Origin of the sequence: Candidatus Palauibacter sp., assembly GCF_965208055.1 — a bacterium.
Lineage (GTDB): Bacteria > Gemmatimonadota > Gemmatimonadetes > Palauibacterales > Palauibacteraceae > Palauibacter.
The window spans coordinates 1,402,618-1,419,644 of record NZ_CBDBNY010000004.1 but is presented as its reverse complement, the minus strand read 5'-3'; the positions used below and the strand labels follow the sequence as shown (position 1 = coordinate 1,419,644).

The following is a 17,027-nucleotide window of genomic DNA, read 5'->3' as shown; positions in this document are numbered from 1 at the left end:
AAGTCGCGCCCATGTGAGCCGGCCGATTCGCGGGACCGGCTTCCGCGCTCCCGGCTTTACGTCCGGCCCCGATTCCCTGTTTCAACTCCCTGTTTCGATGGTCGAGACTGCGGCACCGCGTTCCCCGCCGCTCAGAGACGGGCGAGGGCCTGCTCGATGTCTTCCGCAAGATCGTCCGCGTCTTCCACGCCCACCGACAGTCGGACGAGTCCCGGCCCCAGCCCGATCTCCCGCTTCTTTTCGTCAGGTACCGAAGCGTGGGTCATCGAAAAGGGAATGGATACGAGACTCTCGACCCCGCCCAGACTCTCGGCCAGTTGGAACACCTCTGTGAGTCCGGCGAAGCGGTTGGCCCGTTCCTCCGTGCCCAGGTCGAAGCTCACCATCGAGCCGAAGTCGCGCATCTGGCGCCTGGCCAGGGCGTGCTGCGGATGGTTTTCGAGCCCGGGATAGCGCACGGATTCGACTTCGTCGTGCCCCTGCAGGACATCGACGACCCGCTGCGCGTTGCGGCAGTGGGCCGGCATGCGCAGGTGCAGCGTCTTCGTGCCGCGCAGGACGAGCCAGCAGTCGAAGGGGCCCGGGATGGCTCCGCTCGTCTTCTGTTGAAAGTGAAAACCCTCGGCGAGTTCCCCGGAGTTCGTGAGCAGCGCGCCGCCGATCATGTCGCTGTGACCGTTGAGGAACTTCGTCGTCGAGTGCATCACGACATCCGCGCCATCGTCGAGCGGACGCTGGAGAAAAGGCGTCGCAAACGTGTTGTCGACGGACAATACGGCCCCCGCCTCGTGAGCGATCGCGGCGCACGCCGCGATATCCGTGATCGTCATCGTCGGATTGCTCGGCGTCTCGACGTGGATGAGACGCGTCTCCGGGCGGATCGCGGCGCGAACCTGATCGAGATCCCCCGTGTTCACGAAATCGAAGTCGACTCCGAACCGCTCCCACACGTGGCGCAGCATGCGATCGACGCCCCCGTAGACGTCCGCGCCGCAGATGAGGTGGTCGCCCGCGTTGAGCACCGTCTTGACGATGGCTTCGGTCGCGGCGAGACCCGAGGAGAACGCCGCGCCGTACCGCCCGTTCTCGAGAGCGGCCAGATTCGCCTGGAGGGCGTCGCGCGTGGGGTTCCTGACGCGCGCGTAGTCGTAACCGTCGCGCGGCGAACCGACGGCGTCCTGGACGTAGGTCGATGTCTGGAAGATCGGCATCATGATCGCCCCGGTCGTGGGATCGGGGCGCTGCCCGGCGTGAATGGCCCGGGTTCCGAACCGTCGGGCGGCTGGGTCCACGTCTTCATCTCCGGCTCGGGTAGAGGCAGACGACGCGTGGCACGACGCATCGCGGTCGAGCGCGCAAGGTATTCCCGCCGTGAGGGGAGGGCGACCGGAGAGGCGCCGCAAGCCGCGCGGACGCCCAACCATTAAGATCCCGCGTCCGTCTCACGGTCGGCAGATTCGATCCCGCCGGAAAACTTGGAGAACGCAGCGTGTCAAGGTCGCTCATCGTTTCTGCCTCAGGCATTCGCGGCATCGTGGGACGAGGGCTCACGCCCGACATCGCCGCCCGCTACGGCGCGGCCTTCGCCACCCACATCGCCGCCGGGGCTCCCGGCCGGGGGCATGTCCTGATCGGCCGCGACAGCCGCGTCTCCGGACCGGTGCTGCTCGACGCCGTGGCGGCGGGGGTCCGGGCCGCCGGGCTGGATGTGTGCGACCTCGGGATCGTGGCGACGCCCACGGGTCTCCTCGCCGTGGAGGAGGACGAGGCGGCGGTGGGCGGACTCCTCGTCACGGCCTCCCATAACCCCGCGCCGTGGAACGGGCTCAAGCTGGTGGCGCGCGAGGGGCGGTTTCTCTCGCCGGCGGCCGGACGGGATGTCCAGCGAAGGTTCGAGGGAGAGATCGAATCCATCGAATACGCAGGGTCCGCCCGCATGGGAGACCGAAGCGCGCGGGAAGGCGCCGGCCGCGCCCACGTCGAGCGGATTCTGTCGCTGCCGATCATCGACCGCGAACTCATCGCGTCGAACGCGTTCCACGTCGCACTCGACTGTGTGCGCGGCGCCGGGGGGCCGATCATGCTCCCGCTGCTCGAGCGTCTCGGCTGTCGGGTGAGCGGGCTCGATCTCGAACCGGACGGCCGCTTCCCCCGCCCTCCCGAGCCTCTGGTGGAGAACCTCGGAAAGCTCTCCGAATGTGTCACGGAGGTGCGCGCGGACATCGGTTTCGCCGTGGACCCCGACGTCGACCGGCTTGCCCTCGTGGATGAGAACGGGCGTCCCGTGGGCGAAGACTGGACGCTGGCGCTGGCCGTCGAACTCGTCGCCGCCCGCGAGCCCGCGCCCGTCGTGACGAACCTCTCCGCGAGCCGCCTGATACAGGACGCGGCGGATCGCGTCGGCGTACCGCTGATCCGCACGCCGGTAGCGGAGGCCAACGTCGTCGCCCGCATGCTCGAGGTGGGGAGTTCGATCGGGGGAGAGGGAAACGGCGGCGTCATCTACGGGGGACTCCACCTCACGCGGGACGCCCCGCTGGCCGCCGCCCTGATCCTGCAGTTCCTCGCGGAGAGCCGTTCCACGCTCGGCGCCGTCGTCGCCGAGCGTGCCTCGTACCGGATCGTGAAGCGCACGATCTCCCGGGAAGGACTGGGCATGGAGGAGTCGCTCGCCGCGATCGCGGCCGCGGCCCCGTCCGAAGCGGAGATGGACCGGCAGGACGGGATCCGGCTCGAGTGGCCGGATGGGTCGTGGATCCACGCCAGACCGTCCGGGACCGAGCCGATCTTCCGCATCATGGCGGAGGCGCCCGGGGAGGAACTGGCGGGCGAACGCGCGGACTGGATCGACGCCCTGGTGCGACGCGGGGTCTGATCGGCGAATGTGCGGCATCATAGGATACGTCGGTGCAGGGGACGCGGCCCCCCTTCTTCTGAACGGACTCCGCCGCCTCGAATACCGCGGGTACGACTCGGCGGGCCTCGCCGTCCACACCGGTTCGGGGCTCGATCTCCATAAGTGCGCGGGCCGCGTCGACGACCTGGCGGAGCGGCTCGTCGAAGTCCCGCCTTCCGGAAAGGCCGGAATCGCTCACACTCGCTGGGCGACGCACGGCGCGCCCACCCGCGCCAATGCCCACCCGTTGACGGACTGCCGCGGCGACGTGGCGCTGGTTCACAACGGTGTGGTCGAGAACTGCGACGCACTGCGCACGAAGCTCTCGGAACTCGGCCACCGCTTCACGTCGGAGACCGATACCGAGGTCGTCGCGCACCTGATCGAGGAAGCGTTCGAGGGGAACCTGGAACGCGCCGTCGCCGCCGCACTGACCCAGGTGGAGGGCACGCTGGGGCTTGCGGCCATGAGCGTGCACGACCCCGCGCGCATCGTCGTCGCCCGCCGCGGCGCCCCCCTGCTGCTCGGGATCGGAAAGACGGACGAAGAAGCGACCTGGGTGGCTTCGGACGTGGCGGCGGTTCTCGAACACACCCGCAACATCGTGTATCTGGAGGACGACGAAATGGCCGTCCTCACGTCGTCGGGGCACCAGACCATCGATGTCGGGAAAGACCGCGGCCGCGTCGGCTGGGAGCCCGTCCCGAAGGAAGTCAGCCGCGTCGACTGGGACCTGGAGAAGATCGAAAAGGCGGGATACCCCCACTTCATGCTCCGCGAGATTCATGAACAGCCGCACACCGTGCGCGATGCGATGCGGGGGCGGCTGCTGGCGAAGGAAGGCACGGCTCGGCTGGGCGGGCTCGACGAGTTCCGCCCGGACCTCGACGGGGCCGAGCGCATCGTCCTCACCGGGTGCGGAACGAGTTGGCATGCCGCGCTCGTCGGGGAATACCTCATCGAGGCACTCGCGCGCCTTCCGGTCGAAGTGGAGTACGCCTCCGAGTTCCGGTACCGGAACCCGATCATCGCCCCGAGGACGCTGGTGGGCGGCATCTCGCAGTCAGGAGAGACGGCGGATACGCTCGCGGCCGTGCGGGAAGCCGGACGGCTGGGGGCCCCCACCTTCGGCGTCGTCAACGTGGTGGGCTCGACGATCGCGCGGGAGACGCGCGCCGGAATCTACACGCACGCCGGTCCGGAAATCGGCGTCGCGTCCACGAAGGCCTTCGTGGCGCAGGTTGTGTCCCTCGCGCTCCTCGGCCTCATGATGGCGAGGCGGCGCGGGATGAGCCGCGAGGAGGGCCGCGGCTTCGTGCGCGCCCTCGACGGGCTTCCCGCCCTCATCGAAGAAGTTCTGGCGACGGAGGACCACATCCGGCGGGTGGCGGAGGAGTTCGCCCCTGCTCGCAACTTCCTCTATCTGGGACGGGGCCCGAATTTCCCGATCGCCCTCGAGGGGGCGCTCAAGCTGAAGGAGATCTCCTACATCCATGCCGAGGGATACCCGGCGGCCGAGATGAAGCACGGCCCGATCGCCCTCATCGACGAGGACATGCCCGTCGTCTTCATGGCTCCGCGCGGCGCCGTCTACTCGAAGGTGCTCGTGAACATCGAGGAGGTTAAGACGCGCGGCGGCCGCGTGATCGCGCTCGTGACCCGCCGGGAGGCCGAACTCGCGCGGAAGGTGGATCACCTGATCCCGGTGCCCGCGACGCTGCCTCTCCTGCAACCGATCGTCAACGTCGTTCCGCTCCAGCTTCTCGCCTATCATATCGCGGTCCTGCGGGGCTGCGACGTGGATCGTCCCCGGAACCTCGCGAAGACCGTGACGGTCGAGTAGTCCGTCGCACGCCCGGACCCCGCCACCGCGCGGAGTGAAGGGGTTACAGGGGGAAAGAGCCGGTTGTATGTTTTGGGCGTCGCGCCCGCCGCCGGGTCGTACCCGTCAGGCTGGCCGCCCGGTAGCGCGATCCACCGGGATCGGGATTGGAAGGGGATGCCAAGCAGCGCCTACCTCCAGGGTCTGAAGGATCAGGTCGCACGATACGCCGGCACGCTGCGTGACGTCGTCATCCTCGCGCCCGTCTACGGTTTGTTGATGTTCACCCTCATGAAGGACCCGCGCCTGACTCGGCAGCAGAGGATTCTGGTGGATGCGGCCATCGCCTACCTCGTGAGCCCGGACGATGTGATCCCGGAAGATGAGGTCGGGCCGTACGGTTTTCTGGATGATGTTTTCTGTTGTGCGTATGTGACGCATCGGATCGGAGAGGAGCTTGGCTGGGATGTGGTGGAGGAGCACTGGACCGGCGAGCGCTCGGCGCTCGAAGTCTCGAACAATCTGCTCGCCCGCGAGTGCGAACTGCTCGGCGGGGCGGGCGATGACGTTCTCGAATTCGCCGGCCTCCTCGACCGGCGGTCGGACTCCGAAGCGGAACGCCCCCAACTCGTCCTCGCGGCGGACGGCCGGTAGCCGGAGCCGCCGACTGCGGGTCGCTGCGGCGCTGGTCGTGCTCGCCGGGTTCGTCGGTGCGGAGTCGGTCGACGCCCAGTATCGCCTGACGGCCCCCTCGGGCAGTGTCGCGGAGTTCGAGGCCGACCTCCTCCTCCGCTTCCGGGATCGTTCCGACTCCCTCATGACCGATCTCGTGGAGGACCCTCTCGTGCTCTACTTCCGGTCGTTCGGCCGCGACCTCGACGAGTCCGAGGCGCGGGACGCGTGGCCGTGGAACGCGGTCGAGGTCGTGACGGATTCGAGCGCCGCGCTCGTGATGCCGGGAAATCTGCGGGAGGCCGGCCGGGCCTACGAGAGTTACGCGGTCCTGCGAATGCACGCCGTGCGTCAGGATCCCGACGTGGCCTGCGACGTGCTCGTCTCCCGGGAAGTCGAGGCGGTCGACGGGTTCGTCGACGGGTGGATCGCGGCGCGACTCCTCTTCGGCGGTCCCGCGTACGAGCCGCTGGACGAACTCGCGTTCGCGCGCGAGGCCGGCGTCCTCGCGGGACTCATCCTCGACCGGTCGGATCGCCAGTTGGGTGGTTGTCTGCAGATCTCCCGCGCGCGTCGTGCGGAGGAAATCGCCGCCTACCGCATCTGGAGAACGGAACACTACCTTCCCCCGGGCGGGCGATGAGCCTCCGACTCTACGATTCCCTGACGCGGCGGCTCCGCCCGTTCAAGCCCGTCGAACCGGGCCGGGTGCGGATGTACACCTGCGGGCCGACGGTGTACGACCGCGCGCATATCGGGAACTTCCGCGCCTTTACGTGGGAAGATCTGCTGCGTCGCTACCTCCGGTTCAGGGGATACGAGGTCTGCCAGGTCATGAACCTGACGGACGTCGATGATCGGACGATCGCGGCGGCCTCCGCCCGGGGCGTGCCGCTGGCCGAGGTCACGGATCCCGTCATCGAGATGTTCCTCGAGGACTGGGACACGCTGGGGCTCGAGGAACCCGAGCATCGGCCGCGCGCGACCCGTTACATCGAAGGGATGATCCGGCTGGTCGAGGTCCTCTCCGAGCGAGGACTCACGTACGAGAGCGACGGTTCCGTGTACTTCGCGATCGGGCGTTCCCCCGAATACGGGCGGCTGGCGGGCATCGACTCCAGGGAACTCGAGGCGGCCGGCAGGGCCGCCGGGGATGAGGAGTACGACAAGGACGACCCGAGAGATTTCGTCCTCTGGAAGGGCGGCGACCGCGGTGGCGACGGAACCGTAGCGGTGTGGGACTCTCCGTGGGGGCCGGGCCGGCCGGGCTGGCACCTCGAGTGCTCGGCGATGGCGATGCACCATCTGGGTGAAACGCTGGACATCCATGCCGGAGGCGTGGACAACCTCTTCCCGCATCACACCAACGAAATCGCTCAGTCGGAAGGGGCGACGGGGAAGCAGTTCTCGGAGTTCTGGCTCCATGCCGAGCACCTTCTGGTGGAAGGCCGGAAGATGTCGAAGTCGCTCGGCAACTGCTTCACGATCCCGGAACTGGTCGAACGCGGACACGCGCCCTCCGCGATCCGGTATCTGCTGCTCAGCGGACACTACCGGGCCCAGCTGAACTTCACGTTCGACGGCCTGGAGGCCGCGGCGAAGGCCGTGACCCGCCTCTACGAGTTCAGGAACCGCGCGCGCGAGGCCGGCGAGGCGGAGACGGATGCGTCGACCGATCTCGGCAAGGTCGCGGCGCGCGCGCGCGCTGCGTTCGAGGCGGCGATGGATGACGACCTGAACGTGAGTGAAGCGCTTTCGGCCGTGTTCGGGCTCGTTCGGGAAGCGAATCACCTACTCGACGGCGCCCGTCCCCTGGCCCCGTCGGGCACCGAGGCCGCCCTCGACGTGATCGACGCATTCGATCGCGTCTTCGGCGTGCTGGCCGTGCGGGACCGGGAGTCATCCGGTGACGACGACGAGCTCGTCGCCTGGGCCACGGCGCGCGTCGGGGAACGTGAGCGCGCCCGGGCGAGCCGGGACTTCGCGCGCGCCGACGCGATTCGCGCCGAACTCGAGGCCCGTGGGGTGATCGTGGAGGATCTGGCGGAGTTCACGCGCCTTCGGATGGGGGGTCGCACGGTCCAGGTGCCGCGTCCGCTCGGGGCGGCAAGATGACGCGCCGGCGCTCGCGAACGGCGCCCGAATCGGATGCTCGAAAACACCTTGACGGTGGGTCACGCATGCCGATATGTTAGAAGACTATTGTGCGGAAGGGTCGCTGGCGTAGCTCAACCGGTAGAGCGTCGGATTTGTAATCCGGAGGTTGTGGGTTCGAGTCCCACCGCCAGCTCGGTCGAGTCGGACGAACAGCCGCCCCGAAGCGGCGCACCCTGGAACTCATCGATCGGGCGTCGATCGGGCGCCAGGTACCGGCGGTGGGGTACCGAAGCGGCCAAACGGGGCAGACTGTAAATCTGCTGGCTTATGCCTTCGGAGGTTCGAATCCTCCCCCCACCACCTTCACGAGACCACTGACGAAACAAAGGGCGTAGCCCGCGCGCGAGCAGGACGAGCAGGAGAAGCGCCCGTCGCGGGCCACTCCGCCGAACCCGAAGTCCGAGAGGAGAACGAGGGGCGATGGCGAAGGAAAAGTTCGAGCGAACGAAGCCTCACGTGAACGTGGGAACGATCGGTCACGTGGACCACGGGAAGACGACGCTGACGGCGGCGATCACGCAGGTACAGGCTCAGAAGGGATACGGGGAGTACGTGGCGTTCGATCAGATCGACAAGGCTCCGGAGGAGCGGGAGCGGGGGATCACGATCGCGACGGCGCATGTGGAATACGAGTCGGAGGGACGCCACTACGCGCACGTGGACTGCCCGGGGCACGCGGACTACGTGAAGAACATGATCACGGGCGCGGCTCAGATGGACGGAGCGATCGTGGTGGTGTCGGCGGCGGACGGTCCGATGCCTCAGACGCGGGAGCACATTTTGTTGGCGCGTCAGGTGAACGTGCCGTACATCGTGGTGTTTTTGAACAAGGTGGACCAGGTCGACGACGAGGAGTTGCTGGACCTGGTGGAGTTGGAGGTACGGGAGTTGCTGAGCGAGTACGAGTTTCCGGGCGATGATGTGCCGGTGGTGCGGGGCTCGGCGCTGCAGGCGTTGGAGAGCGGGGATCCGTCGGCGTCGGAGACGGCGTGCATCGGGGAGTTGATGGAGGCGTTGGACAGCTACATTCCGGTTCCGGAGCGAGCGACGGACAAGCCGTTTTTGATGCCGGTGGAGGACGTGTTCACGATCACGGGTCGCGGGACGGTGGTGACGGGCCGGATCGAGCGCGGAGTGGTGAAGACGGGCGAGGGCGTGGAGTTGGTGGGCCTGGGCTCGGAGAAGAAGACGGTGGTGACGGGGGTGGAGATGTTCCGGAAGATCCTGGACGAGGGCCAGGCCGGGGACAACGCGGGGCTTCTGCTGCGCGGCGTGGCGAAGACGGAGGTGGAGCGCGGGATGGTGGTGGCGCACCCCCGGTCGATCACGCCTCACCGGAAGTTTTCGGCGGAGGTGTACGTGCTGACGAAGAACGAGGGCGGACGTCATACGCCGTTTTTCAACGGATACCGTCCGCAGTTCTACTTCCGGACGACGGACGTGACGGGCTCGGCGGAGCTTCCCGAGGGTGTGGAGATGGTGATGCCGGGAGACAATGTGAATATGGCGGTGGAGTTGATCGCGCCGATCGCGATGGAGGAGAACCTCCGGTTCGCGATCCGCGAGGGAGGCCGGACGGTGGGCGCCGGGGTCGTCACCGCCATCCACGACTAGGAAACACAAATGAGGGCTCGGATTACGCTCGAATGTACGCAATGCAAAGAGCGCAACTATTCGACGACGAAGAATCGGCGGACCCATCCGCAGCGGGCCGAGCAGAAGAAGTACTGTCGCCGCTGTAACGGACACACAATGCACAAAGAAACACGGTAAGGGATTCGATTGGCCGGCATCGTCAGAAGAACCCAGGAATTCGCGGAACAGGTACAGGTCGAGATGCGTCGGGTCACATGGCCCGACAAGGATCAGTTGCGCGGTGCAACGATCGGCATCCTGATCTTCGTCTTCATCATGGCCATCGTCATCGGGGCCATGGATTCGGTCTTCGCGGCGTCGGTGCGGTTCGTCGTCAGGTCGTTCGGTGGTTGAGTCGGCGGGCGCGGGAGCCGCGCAGACGGGATCTCCCGAGGCTGTGCTGCGCTGGTACGCGCTGCAGACGTATTCGGGCCACGAGAAGAAAGTGAAGACGCTTCTGGAGCAGAAGATCCAGGAGTACGGGGATGAGCCCCCGATTCGCGAGGTCATCGTCCCGACGCAGGAAGTTGTCGAGATCAAGGGAGGGAAGCGCGTCAAATCGACGAAGCGGCTCTACCCGGGCTACGTGCTCATTCAGATGCTGCTGGACCAGAACACGATGTACGTCGTGAACAACGTGCCCGGCGTCATCAAGTTCGTCGGGAGCGGGAAGGATCCCCAGCCGCTCAAGACCGAGGAGATGAACAAGATCCTCGGGATCGCGGATGAACTCGAGCAGGCGGGCCCGGAAACGGAGATCCCCTTCCGGCCGGGGCAGGTCGTGGAAGTCATGGAAGGACCGTTCAGCGATTTCAGCGGAACGGTGGAAGAAGTGTTTGCGGAGAAGGGCAAGGTGCGCGTGCAGGTGAGCCTGTTCGGGCGCCCGACCTCGGTTGAACTGGACTACACGCAGTTGCAGGGGTTCTGATGCCGCCGAAGAAACAGGTTACCGGGTTCATCAAGCTGCAGATTCCGGGGGGGCAGGCGAATCCGGCCCCGCCCGTGGGTCCGGCGCTGGGCCAGCACGGTCTCAACATCATGGACTTCTGCAAGGCGTTCAACGCGCAGACGCAGCAGGAAGCCGGCACGATCATCCCGGTCGAGATCACGGTCTACAAGGACCGGACGTTCAGTTTCATCACCAAGACGCCGCCGGCGGTGGAACTGCTCAAGAAGGAACTCGGTCTCGAATCGGGTTCCCCGGTCCCCAATCGGGAGAAGGTCGGCAAGGTCACGGACGACCAGCTGCGCAGGATCGCCAGAATCAAGATGAAGGATCTCAACGCGGCCGATGAAGAGGCCGCGATGCGGATGATCGCGGGCACCGCACGATCCATGGGGATCGAGCGGGCCGACTGATCGGGAGAGACCGGGAGACATGCCGAAACACGGCAAGAAATACCGCTCCGCCGTAGGGGACGCTCCGTCGAATGGCGCCCTCGCGCCTCGCGAGGCGCTCGAGCGCGTGAAGGCAACGGCGTTCGCGAACTTCGACGAGACGGTCGAAGCCGCGGTCCGCCTGGGCGTGGATCCGCGCAAGGCGGACCAGATCGTGCGTGGCACGGTCATCCTGCCTGCGGGCACGGGGCGCAAGGTGCGCGTGCTCGCTCTCGTGAAGGCGGACCGGGCGGCCGAAGCGACGGAAGCTGGCGCGGACTACGTCGGAACCGACTACATCGAGCAGATTCAGGAGGGGTGGCTCGACTTCGACGTGGCGATCGCGACGCCGGACCTGATGAAGGATGTTGCCAGGCTGGGCCGGATACTCGGTCCGCGTGGCCTCATGCCCACGCCGAAGGCCGGCACGGTCACCATGGACGTGAGTCGCGCCGTTCGCGAATCGAAGGCGGGCAAGATCGAATTCCGGGTGGACCGTACCGGCAACGTGCACGCGCCGATCGGAAAGGTGAGCTTCGAACTCGACCAGCTGAGCGAGAATCTCGATGCGCTCATGGACGAGATCGTGCGGTTGAAGCCCGCCGCGGCGAAGGGCCGGTACGTGAAGAGCGTGACCGTGACCAGCACGATGGGTCTCGGTATTCCCGTCGACGAGGACCTGTACCGATAGATCCATGAGACTCGAAGAAAAGCAGCGCGTCACGCAGGAACTCACTGCGCAGATCGAAGAGAGCGGGACGATCTACCTGACCGACTTCACCGGGCTGGACGTGAAGGCGATCACGGATTTCCGAACGCGACTCCGAGACGAGGGCCTGAGCTATCGGGTCGTGAAGAACACCCTCATGAAGCGGGCGCTCGAGGATCTGGATCTCCCGGATCTGAGCGCCCATCTCGAGGGTCCGACGGGGCTCATCCTCAGCGACGCCGACCCGGTCGCGCCGGCGAGGGTGCTGAAGGAATTCGCGAAAGCGAACGAAGACCGGCCGGTGGTAAAGGTCGGCGTCATCAACCGAGTGGAAACGTCGCCGGAGGAAGTGGAGCGCCTCGCCGATCTTCCTTCGCGAGAGATTCTGCTCGGCGGCATCGCGGGCGGGCTCACGGCGAGCGTTGCCGGCATCGCCGGCGCTCTGAATGCGCTCTTCCGCGACATCGCAGACATGATTGAACAGGTCGGAAGGAAGAACGAGTCCGCCTGAGGTGGTACGCATGCCCGTGACGTGCGGGCGTGCGGAATGCGTACAGGATCCAGGGAACGGAAGAACATGTCCAAAATCGACGATCTTCTGCAGCAGATCGGCTCGCTGACGGTGCTCGAAGCCGCCGAGCTGAAAGACAAAATGGAGGAAACCTTCGGCGTGTCGGCCTCCGCGCCGATCGCCGTCGCCGCCGCTCCCGGTGGCGGAGGAGACGCCGCCGAGGAGGAGCAGACGGAGTTCGATGTCGTCCTCACGGCGGTAGGCAGCAAGAAGATCCAGGTGATCAAGGTCGTGCGTGAAGTGACGAGCCTGGGTCTCAAGGAAGCGAAGGCCGTCGTCGACAACGCCCCCGGACCCGTCAAGGAAGGCGTGTCGAAGGAGGAGGCGGAGGAGATCAAGGCGAAGCTCGAAGAGCAGGGCGCCACGGCGGATCTCAAGTAGCCACGCTGAAGAGCGTGGCGGGCCCCGGCGTCGATCATCCGATCGGTTCCGGGCTGCGGACGGATCGCAGCCCGGCCGGTAACGCGGGGGTCCGACCTCACACCATGCACGAACCGGCGCGACCGCTTGCGGGCGGTCTCCGGTATTTGCGCATCTCCCATGTACTCGCGGGGTTCCCCGCGGGAGGTACGATTTGACGGCCAACGGCAGACTTGCGGTCTCGTTCGACAAGCTCGCCCGCCCCATGCACATGCCGCATTTCCTGGATGTCCAGCGGGAAGCGTTCGAGCGTCTGCTGCAATCGAAGGCGATGGAAGAGGAGCGCCGGGATCTCGGTCTCGAGCGTGTTTTTCGGGAGATTTTCCCGATTACGGACGTCAACGAGAACTTCTCGCTCGAGTTCGTCAGCTACTCGCTCGGAGAGCCGAAGTACGAGGTTGAGGAGTGCATCGAGCGCGACATGACCTACTCCGCGCCGTTGAAGGCGCGGCTGCGGCTGGTCATCTTCGAGACGGTCGGGAAGGACGGCGAGAAGCGCCCGGGCGATATCCTGGAGAAGGAAGTCTATCTCGGGGATCTGCCGCTCCTGACGGAGCAGGGAACGTTCGTCGTGAACGGGGCGGAGCGGGTCATCGTGAGCCAGCTTCACCGTTCCCCCGGCGTCGTATTCGAAGAGACGCTGCACCCCAACGGCACGCGCCTTTTTTCGTCCCGGATCATCCCGTTCCGCGGCTCCTGGGTCGAATTCACGCTCGATATCCACGACGTGATCCACGTCCACATCGACAAGAAGAAGAAATTCCCCGCCACCGCACTGCTGCGGGCGTTCGGCTACGGACGGGACGTGGACATCCTCGAGTGCTTCTGCCGGCGTCGGCTCGTCCGGATCGACGCGGAGGATGATGGGGAGTCGTCGGCGCATCGCGAGGTCACGGGGACGCTGGTGGCTCAGAGCATCGCGAACCCTGACTTCGAAGATGATCCCGAGGCGCTGGAACTGCGTGGCTACGAGCCCGCTCCGGACGCGCCGCACTGGCTGGCGCACGACCTTCCCGGCGCGGATGGCGGAGAGCCGATTGCGGCCCTCGGCGACCTGCTCGACGCGGAGTTGCTGCAGCGCATCCTCGACCAGGAGATCACGAGTGTCGACGTGTTCGATGAGGAGGACGCCTTCATCGTGCGCCGCGGGGAGTTGTTGAGCGAAGAAGCCCTCGAGCGCCTCGTGCGCGCGGGCGCACTGGATGTCGAGGTGTTCTCGAGCGCGACGTTCGTACCGCTGCGCGGGACCTACGAGGATCTCGCCATGCGCCGCGACTGGAGTTCGAGTCCGCAGCTCGCCGCCGATGTCGTGGCCGAGGACACGGGAGAAGTCCTGGCCGAGGAGGGCGCGCGCTTCGATTCGAGCCTGTTCGCGCAGCTCAAGGCGGAGAAGGCTCGCGAGGCCCTGGTGTTTACGGGTGGTCCGCGGGGGGAGTCGCCGCTGCTGCGCAACACGCTCGCGAAGGACCCGACGGCGAGCGAGGCGGCCGCGCTGCACTCCATCTATTCGCTCGTCCGACCCGGCGAGGCGCCGAACCTCGCGACGGCTCGCGGCGCGCTCGACCGGCTCTTCTTCAACCCCAAGCGATACGATCTGGGCCGGGTGGGGCGACACAAGATCAACCACCGGCTCAAGGACGTATATCGACTGCTCGGTCTCGAGATCCCCGAGGGCGAACTCGTGGTGCTGGACCCGTCCGACTTCGTGGCGATTATCCGCTACCTGGTCGAACTGCACGAGGGCCGTGGATACACGGACGACATCGATCATCTGGGGAACCGCCGCGTTCGGTCCATCGGCGAACTCATCGCGAACCAGTTTTCCGTCGGACTGTCGCGCATGGCCCGCCTGGTTCGCGAGCGGATGTCGATCAACAGCGACCCCGAGAAGATCTCCATCGACGATCTCGTGAACGCGCGTACGGTAAGCGCCGTCATCCAGGCTTTCTTCGGAAGTTCGCAGCTCAGCCAGTTCATGGACCAGACGAACCCGCTCTCGGAACTGACGCACAAGCGACGGCTGAGCGCGCTGGGTCCGGGTGGACTGACGCGGGAACGCGCGGGCTTCGAAGTGCGGGACGTGCACTACTCGCACTACGGACGGATGTGCCCCATCGAGACCCCGGAGGGCCCGAACATCGGGCTCATCACGTCCGTGACCACCTACTCCCGTCTGAACGAGCTGGGCTTCCTCGAGACCCCCTACCGCAGGGTGGTCAACGAGCGGGTTTCCCAGGACGAAATTGTCTGGCTCTCGGCGAGCGAAGAGGAGGAATACGCGGTCGCGCAGGCGAACGCCGAACTCAACCCCGATGGGACGTTCGCCCGCTCGCTCGTCCTCTGCCGGCGGCGCGACGACTACCCGCTGCTGCCGCCGGAAGCGATCGACTTCATGGATGTCGCGCCGGACCAGTTGGTGGCCGTGTCGCCCGCGCTCATTCCGTTCCTCGAGCACGACGACGCGAACCGGGCGCTGATGGGGTCGAACATGCAGCGGCAGGCCGTGCCGCTTCTCTTCCCCGAGCGTCCGCTCGTGGGCACGGGCCTGGAGGGCAAGGTGGCCCGCGACTCCGGCGCCGTCGTGCTTGCGCGCCGCGCCGGGACGGTCACGCGGGTCACGGCGGACGAGGTCGAGGTCGACACGGGCAAGCCCCGCCGGGCGGCCGGCGAGATTCCCCTCGCCCGCCTCACGCAGTACGACTCCTATCGGCTCCGGAAGTTCTGGCGCACGAATCAGGACACGGCGATCAACCAGCGGCCGATCGTCCGGGTCGGGGACCCCGTGGAAGCGGGCGATGTGATCGCGGACGGGGCCGGCACGGATGGCGGCTCGCTCGCGCTCGGCCGTAACGCGCTCGTCGCTTTCATGCCCTGGTTCGGACACAATTTCGAGGACGCCATCGTGATCAGCGAGAAGCTGGTCAAGGGCGACGTCTACACCTCGGTCCACATCCAGGAACTCGAACTCCACGTCCGGGATACGAAACGCGGCATGGAGGAGATCACGCGCGAGATCCCGAACGTGGCGGAGGAAGCGCTCGTCGACCTCGACGACCGGGGGATCGTCCGCATCGGCGCGGCGGTCCGCTCGGGAGACATCCTCGTCGGCAAGATCACGCCGAAGGGGGAGACCGAGCTTTCGCCCGAAGAAAAGCTGCTGACGGCGATCTTCGGGGAGAAGGCCAAGGATGTGAAGGACAGTTCGCTGCGCGTCCCCCCCGGCGTTGAAGGGACCGTGATCGACGTCAAGATCTTCTCGAGGCGAATCGACGATCCGCTGCTGGAACGGGAACACGGCGAGCGCATCGCCGAACTGCGCGAGAGCGAGCGGGAGGAAATCGCACGCGTGATGGAAGCCCGGGACGAGGAGATCCTCGAATTGCTACAGGGGGAGACGGTGGTTCTGTGTCTCGGCCGGGGCTCCCTCGAGCCGCTGTTCGCCGAGGGCACGAAGCTGACGAAGACGAAACTGCGGAGCATCGACCTGGGAGAGATCGACCTCTCGACGCTGAAGGTGAAGACGGAGAAGTCGAACGACCTGATCCGCCGGGTGGAGGCCGAGGCTCGCACGCGAGTGGAACGGATACGCGAGCGTACCGAAGAGGGCATCGACAAGATCTTCCAGCCCGACGAGTTGTCCCCGGGCGTCGTCCAGCTCGTGAAGGTCTACCTGGCGGAGAAGCGAAAGATCTCGGTGGGAGACAAGATGGCCGGCCGGCACGGGAACAAGGGCATCATCGCCCGCGTGGTTCCCGAAGAGGACATGCCGGTTCTGCCCGACGGACAGTCCGTCGAGATCGTGCTCAATCCACTCGGCGTACCGAGCCGGATGAACGTGGGACAGATTCTCGAGACCACGCTGGGCTGGGCGGCGCGGGCTCTCGGGTTCGAGGCGAATACGCCCGTCTTCCAGGGAGCGACCGAGCACGAGATCGGCGTTCTCCTGAAGATCGGGGGCGCCTACTGGGCCGCTCGTACGCTCGGATCGGACGTGGAACCGCCCGAACTGCCGTACGAGACGATTCAAGCGCTCGTCAACGAGATTCAGGCCTGGGAGGGAGACGATCCGGGGTCGGATGACCCGACCAGTCTCGGACGCACGCTCGACGCCTATCTCGAAGGGGGAGGTGAACTCGCTCCGTACCTGCGCAGCCTGGCCTCCTTCGTTCTCCGGGTCGTGCGCGATGTCTCGGGCGCGACCACGGCGGCAAAGCTGGAGTCCGAGGGCTGGCCGAAGACCGCCGCGCTCTCGGGGCGGCGCAAGATCACCTCGGGCGTGGACGAGGCCGTTGTCGAGCTGCTGGAGCGGGCGGGCCTGCGTCCGAACGGCAAGATGAGGCTGCGAGATGGTCGCACGGGCGATGAGTTCGTGGCGGATATCGCGGTGGGCGAGATCTACATGATGAAGCTCTCGCACCTTGTCGACGACAAGATCCACGCGCGCTCCATCGGTCCTTACAGCCTTGTCACGCAGCAGCCGCTGGCCGGCAAGGCGCAGTTCGGAGGGCAGCGCTTCGGGGAGATGGAAGTGTGGGCGCTGGAAGCCTACGGCGCGGCCCACACACTGCAGGAGATGCTGACCGTCAAGTCGGACGACGTGACGGGACGGAGCCGGGTGTACGAGGCGATCGTGAAGGGCGACAACCTGCCCAAGCCCGGGGTGCCCGAGAGCTTCAACGTGCTCGTCAAGGAACTGCAGGCGCTGGGGCTGAGCGTGTCGCTCGGCGGCGACGAGTCGGAGCCGCTGTTCTAGCGAAAACAAGAGGGT

The 17,027-nt window shown here is 66.4% G+C and carries 15 protein-coding genes and 2 tRNA genes; 16 read left to right on the top strand and 1 reads right to left on the bottom strand.

Features of this window, described 5'->3' with window-relative positions:
* Positions 1–131: 131 nt before the first annotated feature.
* Positions 132–1,292: a cystathionine gamma-synthase gene (locus tag ACOGXI_RS06495; protein WP_419938059.1), complete on the bottom strand. Its 1,161-nt coding sequence runs from the start codon at positions 1,290–1,292 to the stop codon at positions 132–134.
* Between the two features lie 197 nt (positions 1,293–1,489).
* Here ACOGXI_RS06495 and ACOGXI_RS06490 point away from each other — a divergent pair, with 197 nt between their 5' ends.
* The 16 genes from ACOGXI_RS06490 to rpoB all read left to right on the top strand — a co-directional run bounded on the left by ACOGXI_RS06490 (position 1,490) and on the right by rpoB (position 17,012).
* On the top strand, positions 1,490–2,875 hold the full coding sequence (locus ACOGXI_RS06490; RefSeq protein WP_419938058.1) for a phosphoglucosamine mutase: 1,386 nt from the start codon (positions 1,490–1,492) through the stop codon (positions 2,873–2,875).
* Positions 2,876–2,882: 7 nt separating this feature from the next.
* Positions 2,883–4,739, top strand: coding sequence for a glutamine--fructose-6-phosphate transaminase (isomerizing) (gene glmS / locus ACOGXI_RS06485; RefSeq protein ID WP_419938057.1), 1,857 nt, complete (start codon positions 2,883–2,885; stop codon positions 4,737–4,739).
* A 156-nt stretch (positions 4,740–4,895) separates the two neighbouring features.
* A complete protein-coding gene (locus ACOGXI_RS06480; protein WP_419938056.1) occupies positions 4,896–5,372 on the top strand; it encodes a YkvA family protein in 477 nt (158 codons plus the stop codon).
* 37 nt (positions 5,373–5,409) lie between these two features.
* Positions 5,410–6,033, top strand: a complete 624-nt coding sequence (locus ACOGXI_RS06475) for a hypothetical protein (RefSeq protein WP_419938055.1) — start codon at positions 5,410–5,412, stop codon at positions 6,031–6,033.
* Positions 6,030–7,505, top strand: a complete 1,476-nt coding sequence (cysS, locus tag ACOGXI_RS06470) for a cysteine--tRNA ligase (protein WP_419938054.1) — start codon at positions 6,030–6,032, stop codon at positions 7,503–7,505. The genes ACOGXI_RS06475 and cysS overlap by 4 nt, the downstream gene beginning before the upstream one ends.
* Before the next feature lie 102 nt (positions 7,506–7,607).
* A tRNA-Thr gene (locus tag ACOGXI_RS06465) sits at positions 7,608–7,680 on the top strand.
* 84 nt (positions 7,681–7,764) lie between these two features.
* Positions 7,765–7,847, top strand: a tRNA-Tyr gene (locus tag ACOGXI_RS06460).
* A 120-nt stretch (positions 7,848–7,967) separates the two neighbouring features.
* Entirely contained in the window at positions 7,968–9,161 is a 1,194-nt protein-coding gene (gene tuf / locus ACOGXI_RS06455) for an elongation factor Tu (RefSeq protein WP_419938044.1), read from the top strand.
* Between the two features lie 9 nt (positions 9,162–9,170).
* Positions 9,171–9,320, top strand: coding sequence for a 50S ribosomal protein L33 (rpmG, locus tag ACOGXI_RS06450; protein WP_419938053.1), 150 nt, complete (start codon positions 9,171–9,173; stop codon positions 9,318–9,320).
* Positions 9,321–9,329: 9 nt separating this feature from the next.
* Complete coding sequence (gene secE, locus ACOGXI_RS06445; RefSeq protein WP_419938052.1) at positions 9,330–9,536, top strand: preprotein translocase subunit SecE; 207 nt, start codon at positions 9,330–9,332, stop codon at positions 9,534–9,536.
* Positions 9,529–10,110 carry a transcription termination/antitermination protein NusG gene (nusG, locus tag ACOGXI_RS06440; protein WP_419938051.1) on the top strand — a complete coding sequence of 194 codons (582 nt, stop codon included), beginning with the start codon at positions 9,529–9,531 and terminating at the stop codon, positions 10,108–10,110. Before secE ends, nusG begins: the two co-directional genes overlap by 8 nt.
* Positions 10,110–10,541 carry a 50S ribosomal protein L11 gene (gene rplK / locus ACOGXI_RS06435; protein ID WP_310779559.1) on the top strand — a complete coding sequence of 144 codons (432 nt, stop codon included), beginning with the start codon at positions 10,110–10,112 and terminating at the stop codon, positions 10,539–10,541. Before nusG ends, rplK begins: the two co-directional genes overlap by 1 nt.
* 19 nt (positions 10,542–10,560) lie before the next feature.
* Positions 10,561–11,250 (top strand): 50S ribosomal protein L1, encoded by a 690-nt coding sequence (gene rplA, locus ACOGXI_RS06430; protein WP_419938050.1) that lies wholly within the window; start codon positions 10,561–10,563, stop codon positions 11,248–11,250.
* 4 nt (positions 11,251–11,254) lie between these two features.
* The gene (rplJ, locus tag ACOGXI_RS06425) at positions 11,255–11,779 is read left to right on the top strand and encodes a 50S ribosomal protein L10 (protein WP_419938049.1); all 525 of its coding nucleotides are present in this window, start codon (positions 11,255–11,257) and stop codon (positions 11,777–11,779) included.
* Positions 11,780–11,845: 66 nt separating this feature from the next.
* Complete coding sequence (gene rplL / locus ACOGXI_RS06420; protein WP_419938048.1) at positions 11,846–12,220, top strand: 50S ribosomal protein L7/L12; 375 nt, start codon at positions 11,846–11,848, stop codon at positions 12,218–12,220.
* Between the two features lie 244 nt (positions 12,221–12,464).
* Positions 12,465–17,012, top strand: coding sequence for a DNA-directed RNA polymerase subunit beta (rpoB, locus tag ACOGXI_RS06415; RefSeq protein ID WP_419940165.1), 4,548 nt, complete (start codon positions 12,465–12,467; stop codon positions 17,010–17,012).
* Positions 17,013–17,027: the final 15 nt, after the last annotated feature.

Bases quoted from the DNA above. Each gene is read 5' to 3' on its own strand.
- glmS (WP_419938057.1), top strand. From the start codon at position 2,883: ATGTGCGGCATCATAGGATACGTCGGTGCAGGGGACGCGGCCCCCCTT.
- ACOGXI_RS06480 (WP_419938056.1), top strand. From the start codon at position 4,896: ATGCCAAGCAGCGCCTACCTCCAGGGTCTGAAGGATCAGGTCGCACGA.
- cysS (WP_419938054.1), top strand. From the start codon at position 6,030: ATGAGCCTCCGACTCTACGATTCCCTGACGCGGCGGCTCCGCCCGTTC.
- tuf (WP_419938044.1), top strand. From the start codon at position 7,968: ATGGCGAAGGAAAAGTTCGAGCGAACGAAGCCTCACGTGAACGTGGGA.
- rpmG (WP_419938053.1), top strand. From the start codon at position 9,171: ATGAGGGCTCGGATTACGCTCGAATGTACGCAATGCAAAGAGCGCAAC.
- rplK (WP_310779559.1), top strand. From the start codon at position 10,110: ATGCCGCCGAAGAAACAGGTTACCGGGTTCATCAAGCTGCAGATTCCG.
- rplA (WP_419938050.1), top strand. From the start codon at position 10,561: ATGCCGAAACACGGCAAGAAATACCGCTCCGCCGTAGGGGACGCTCCG.
- rplJ (WP_419938049.1), top strand. From the start codon at position 11,255: ATGAGACTCGAAGAAAAGCAGCGCGTCACGCAGGAACTCACTGCGCAG.
- rplL (WP_419938048.1), top strand. From the start codon at position 11,846: ATGTCCAAAATCGACGATCTTCTGCAGCAGATCGGCTCGCTGACGGTG.
- rpoB (WP_419940165.1), top strand. From the start codon at position 12,465: ATGCACATGCCGCATTTCCTGGATGTCCAGCGGGAAGCGTTCGAGCGT.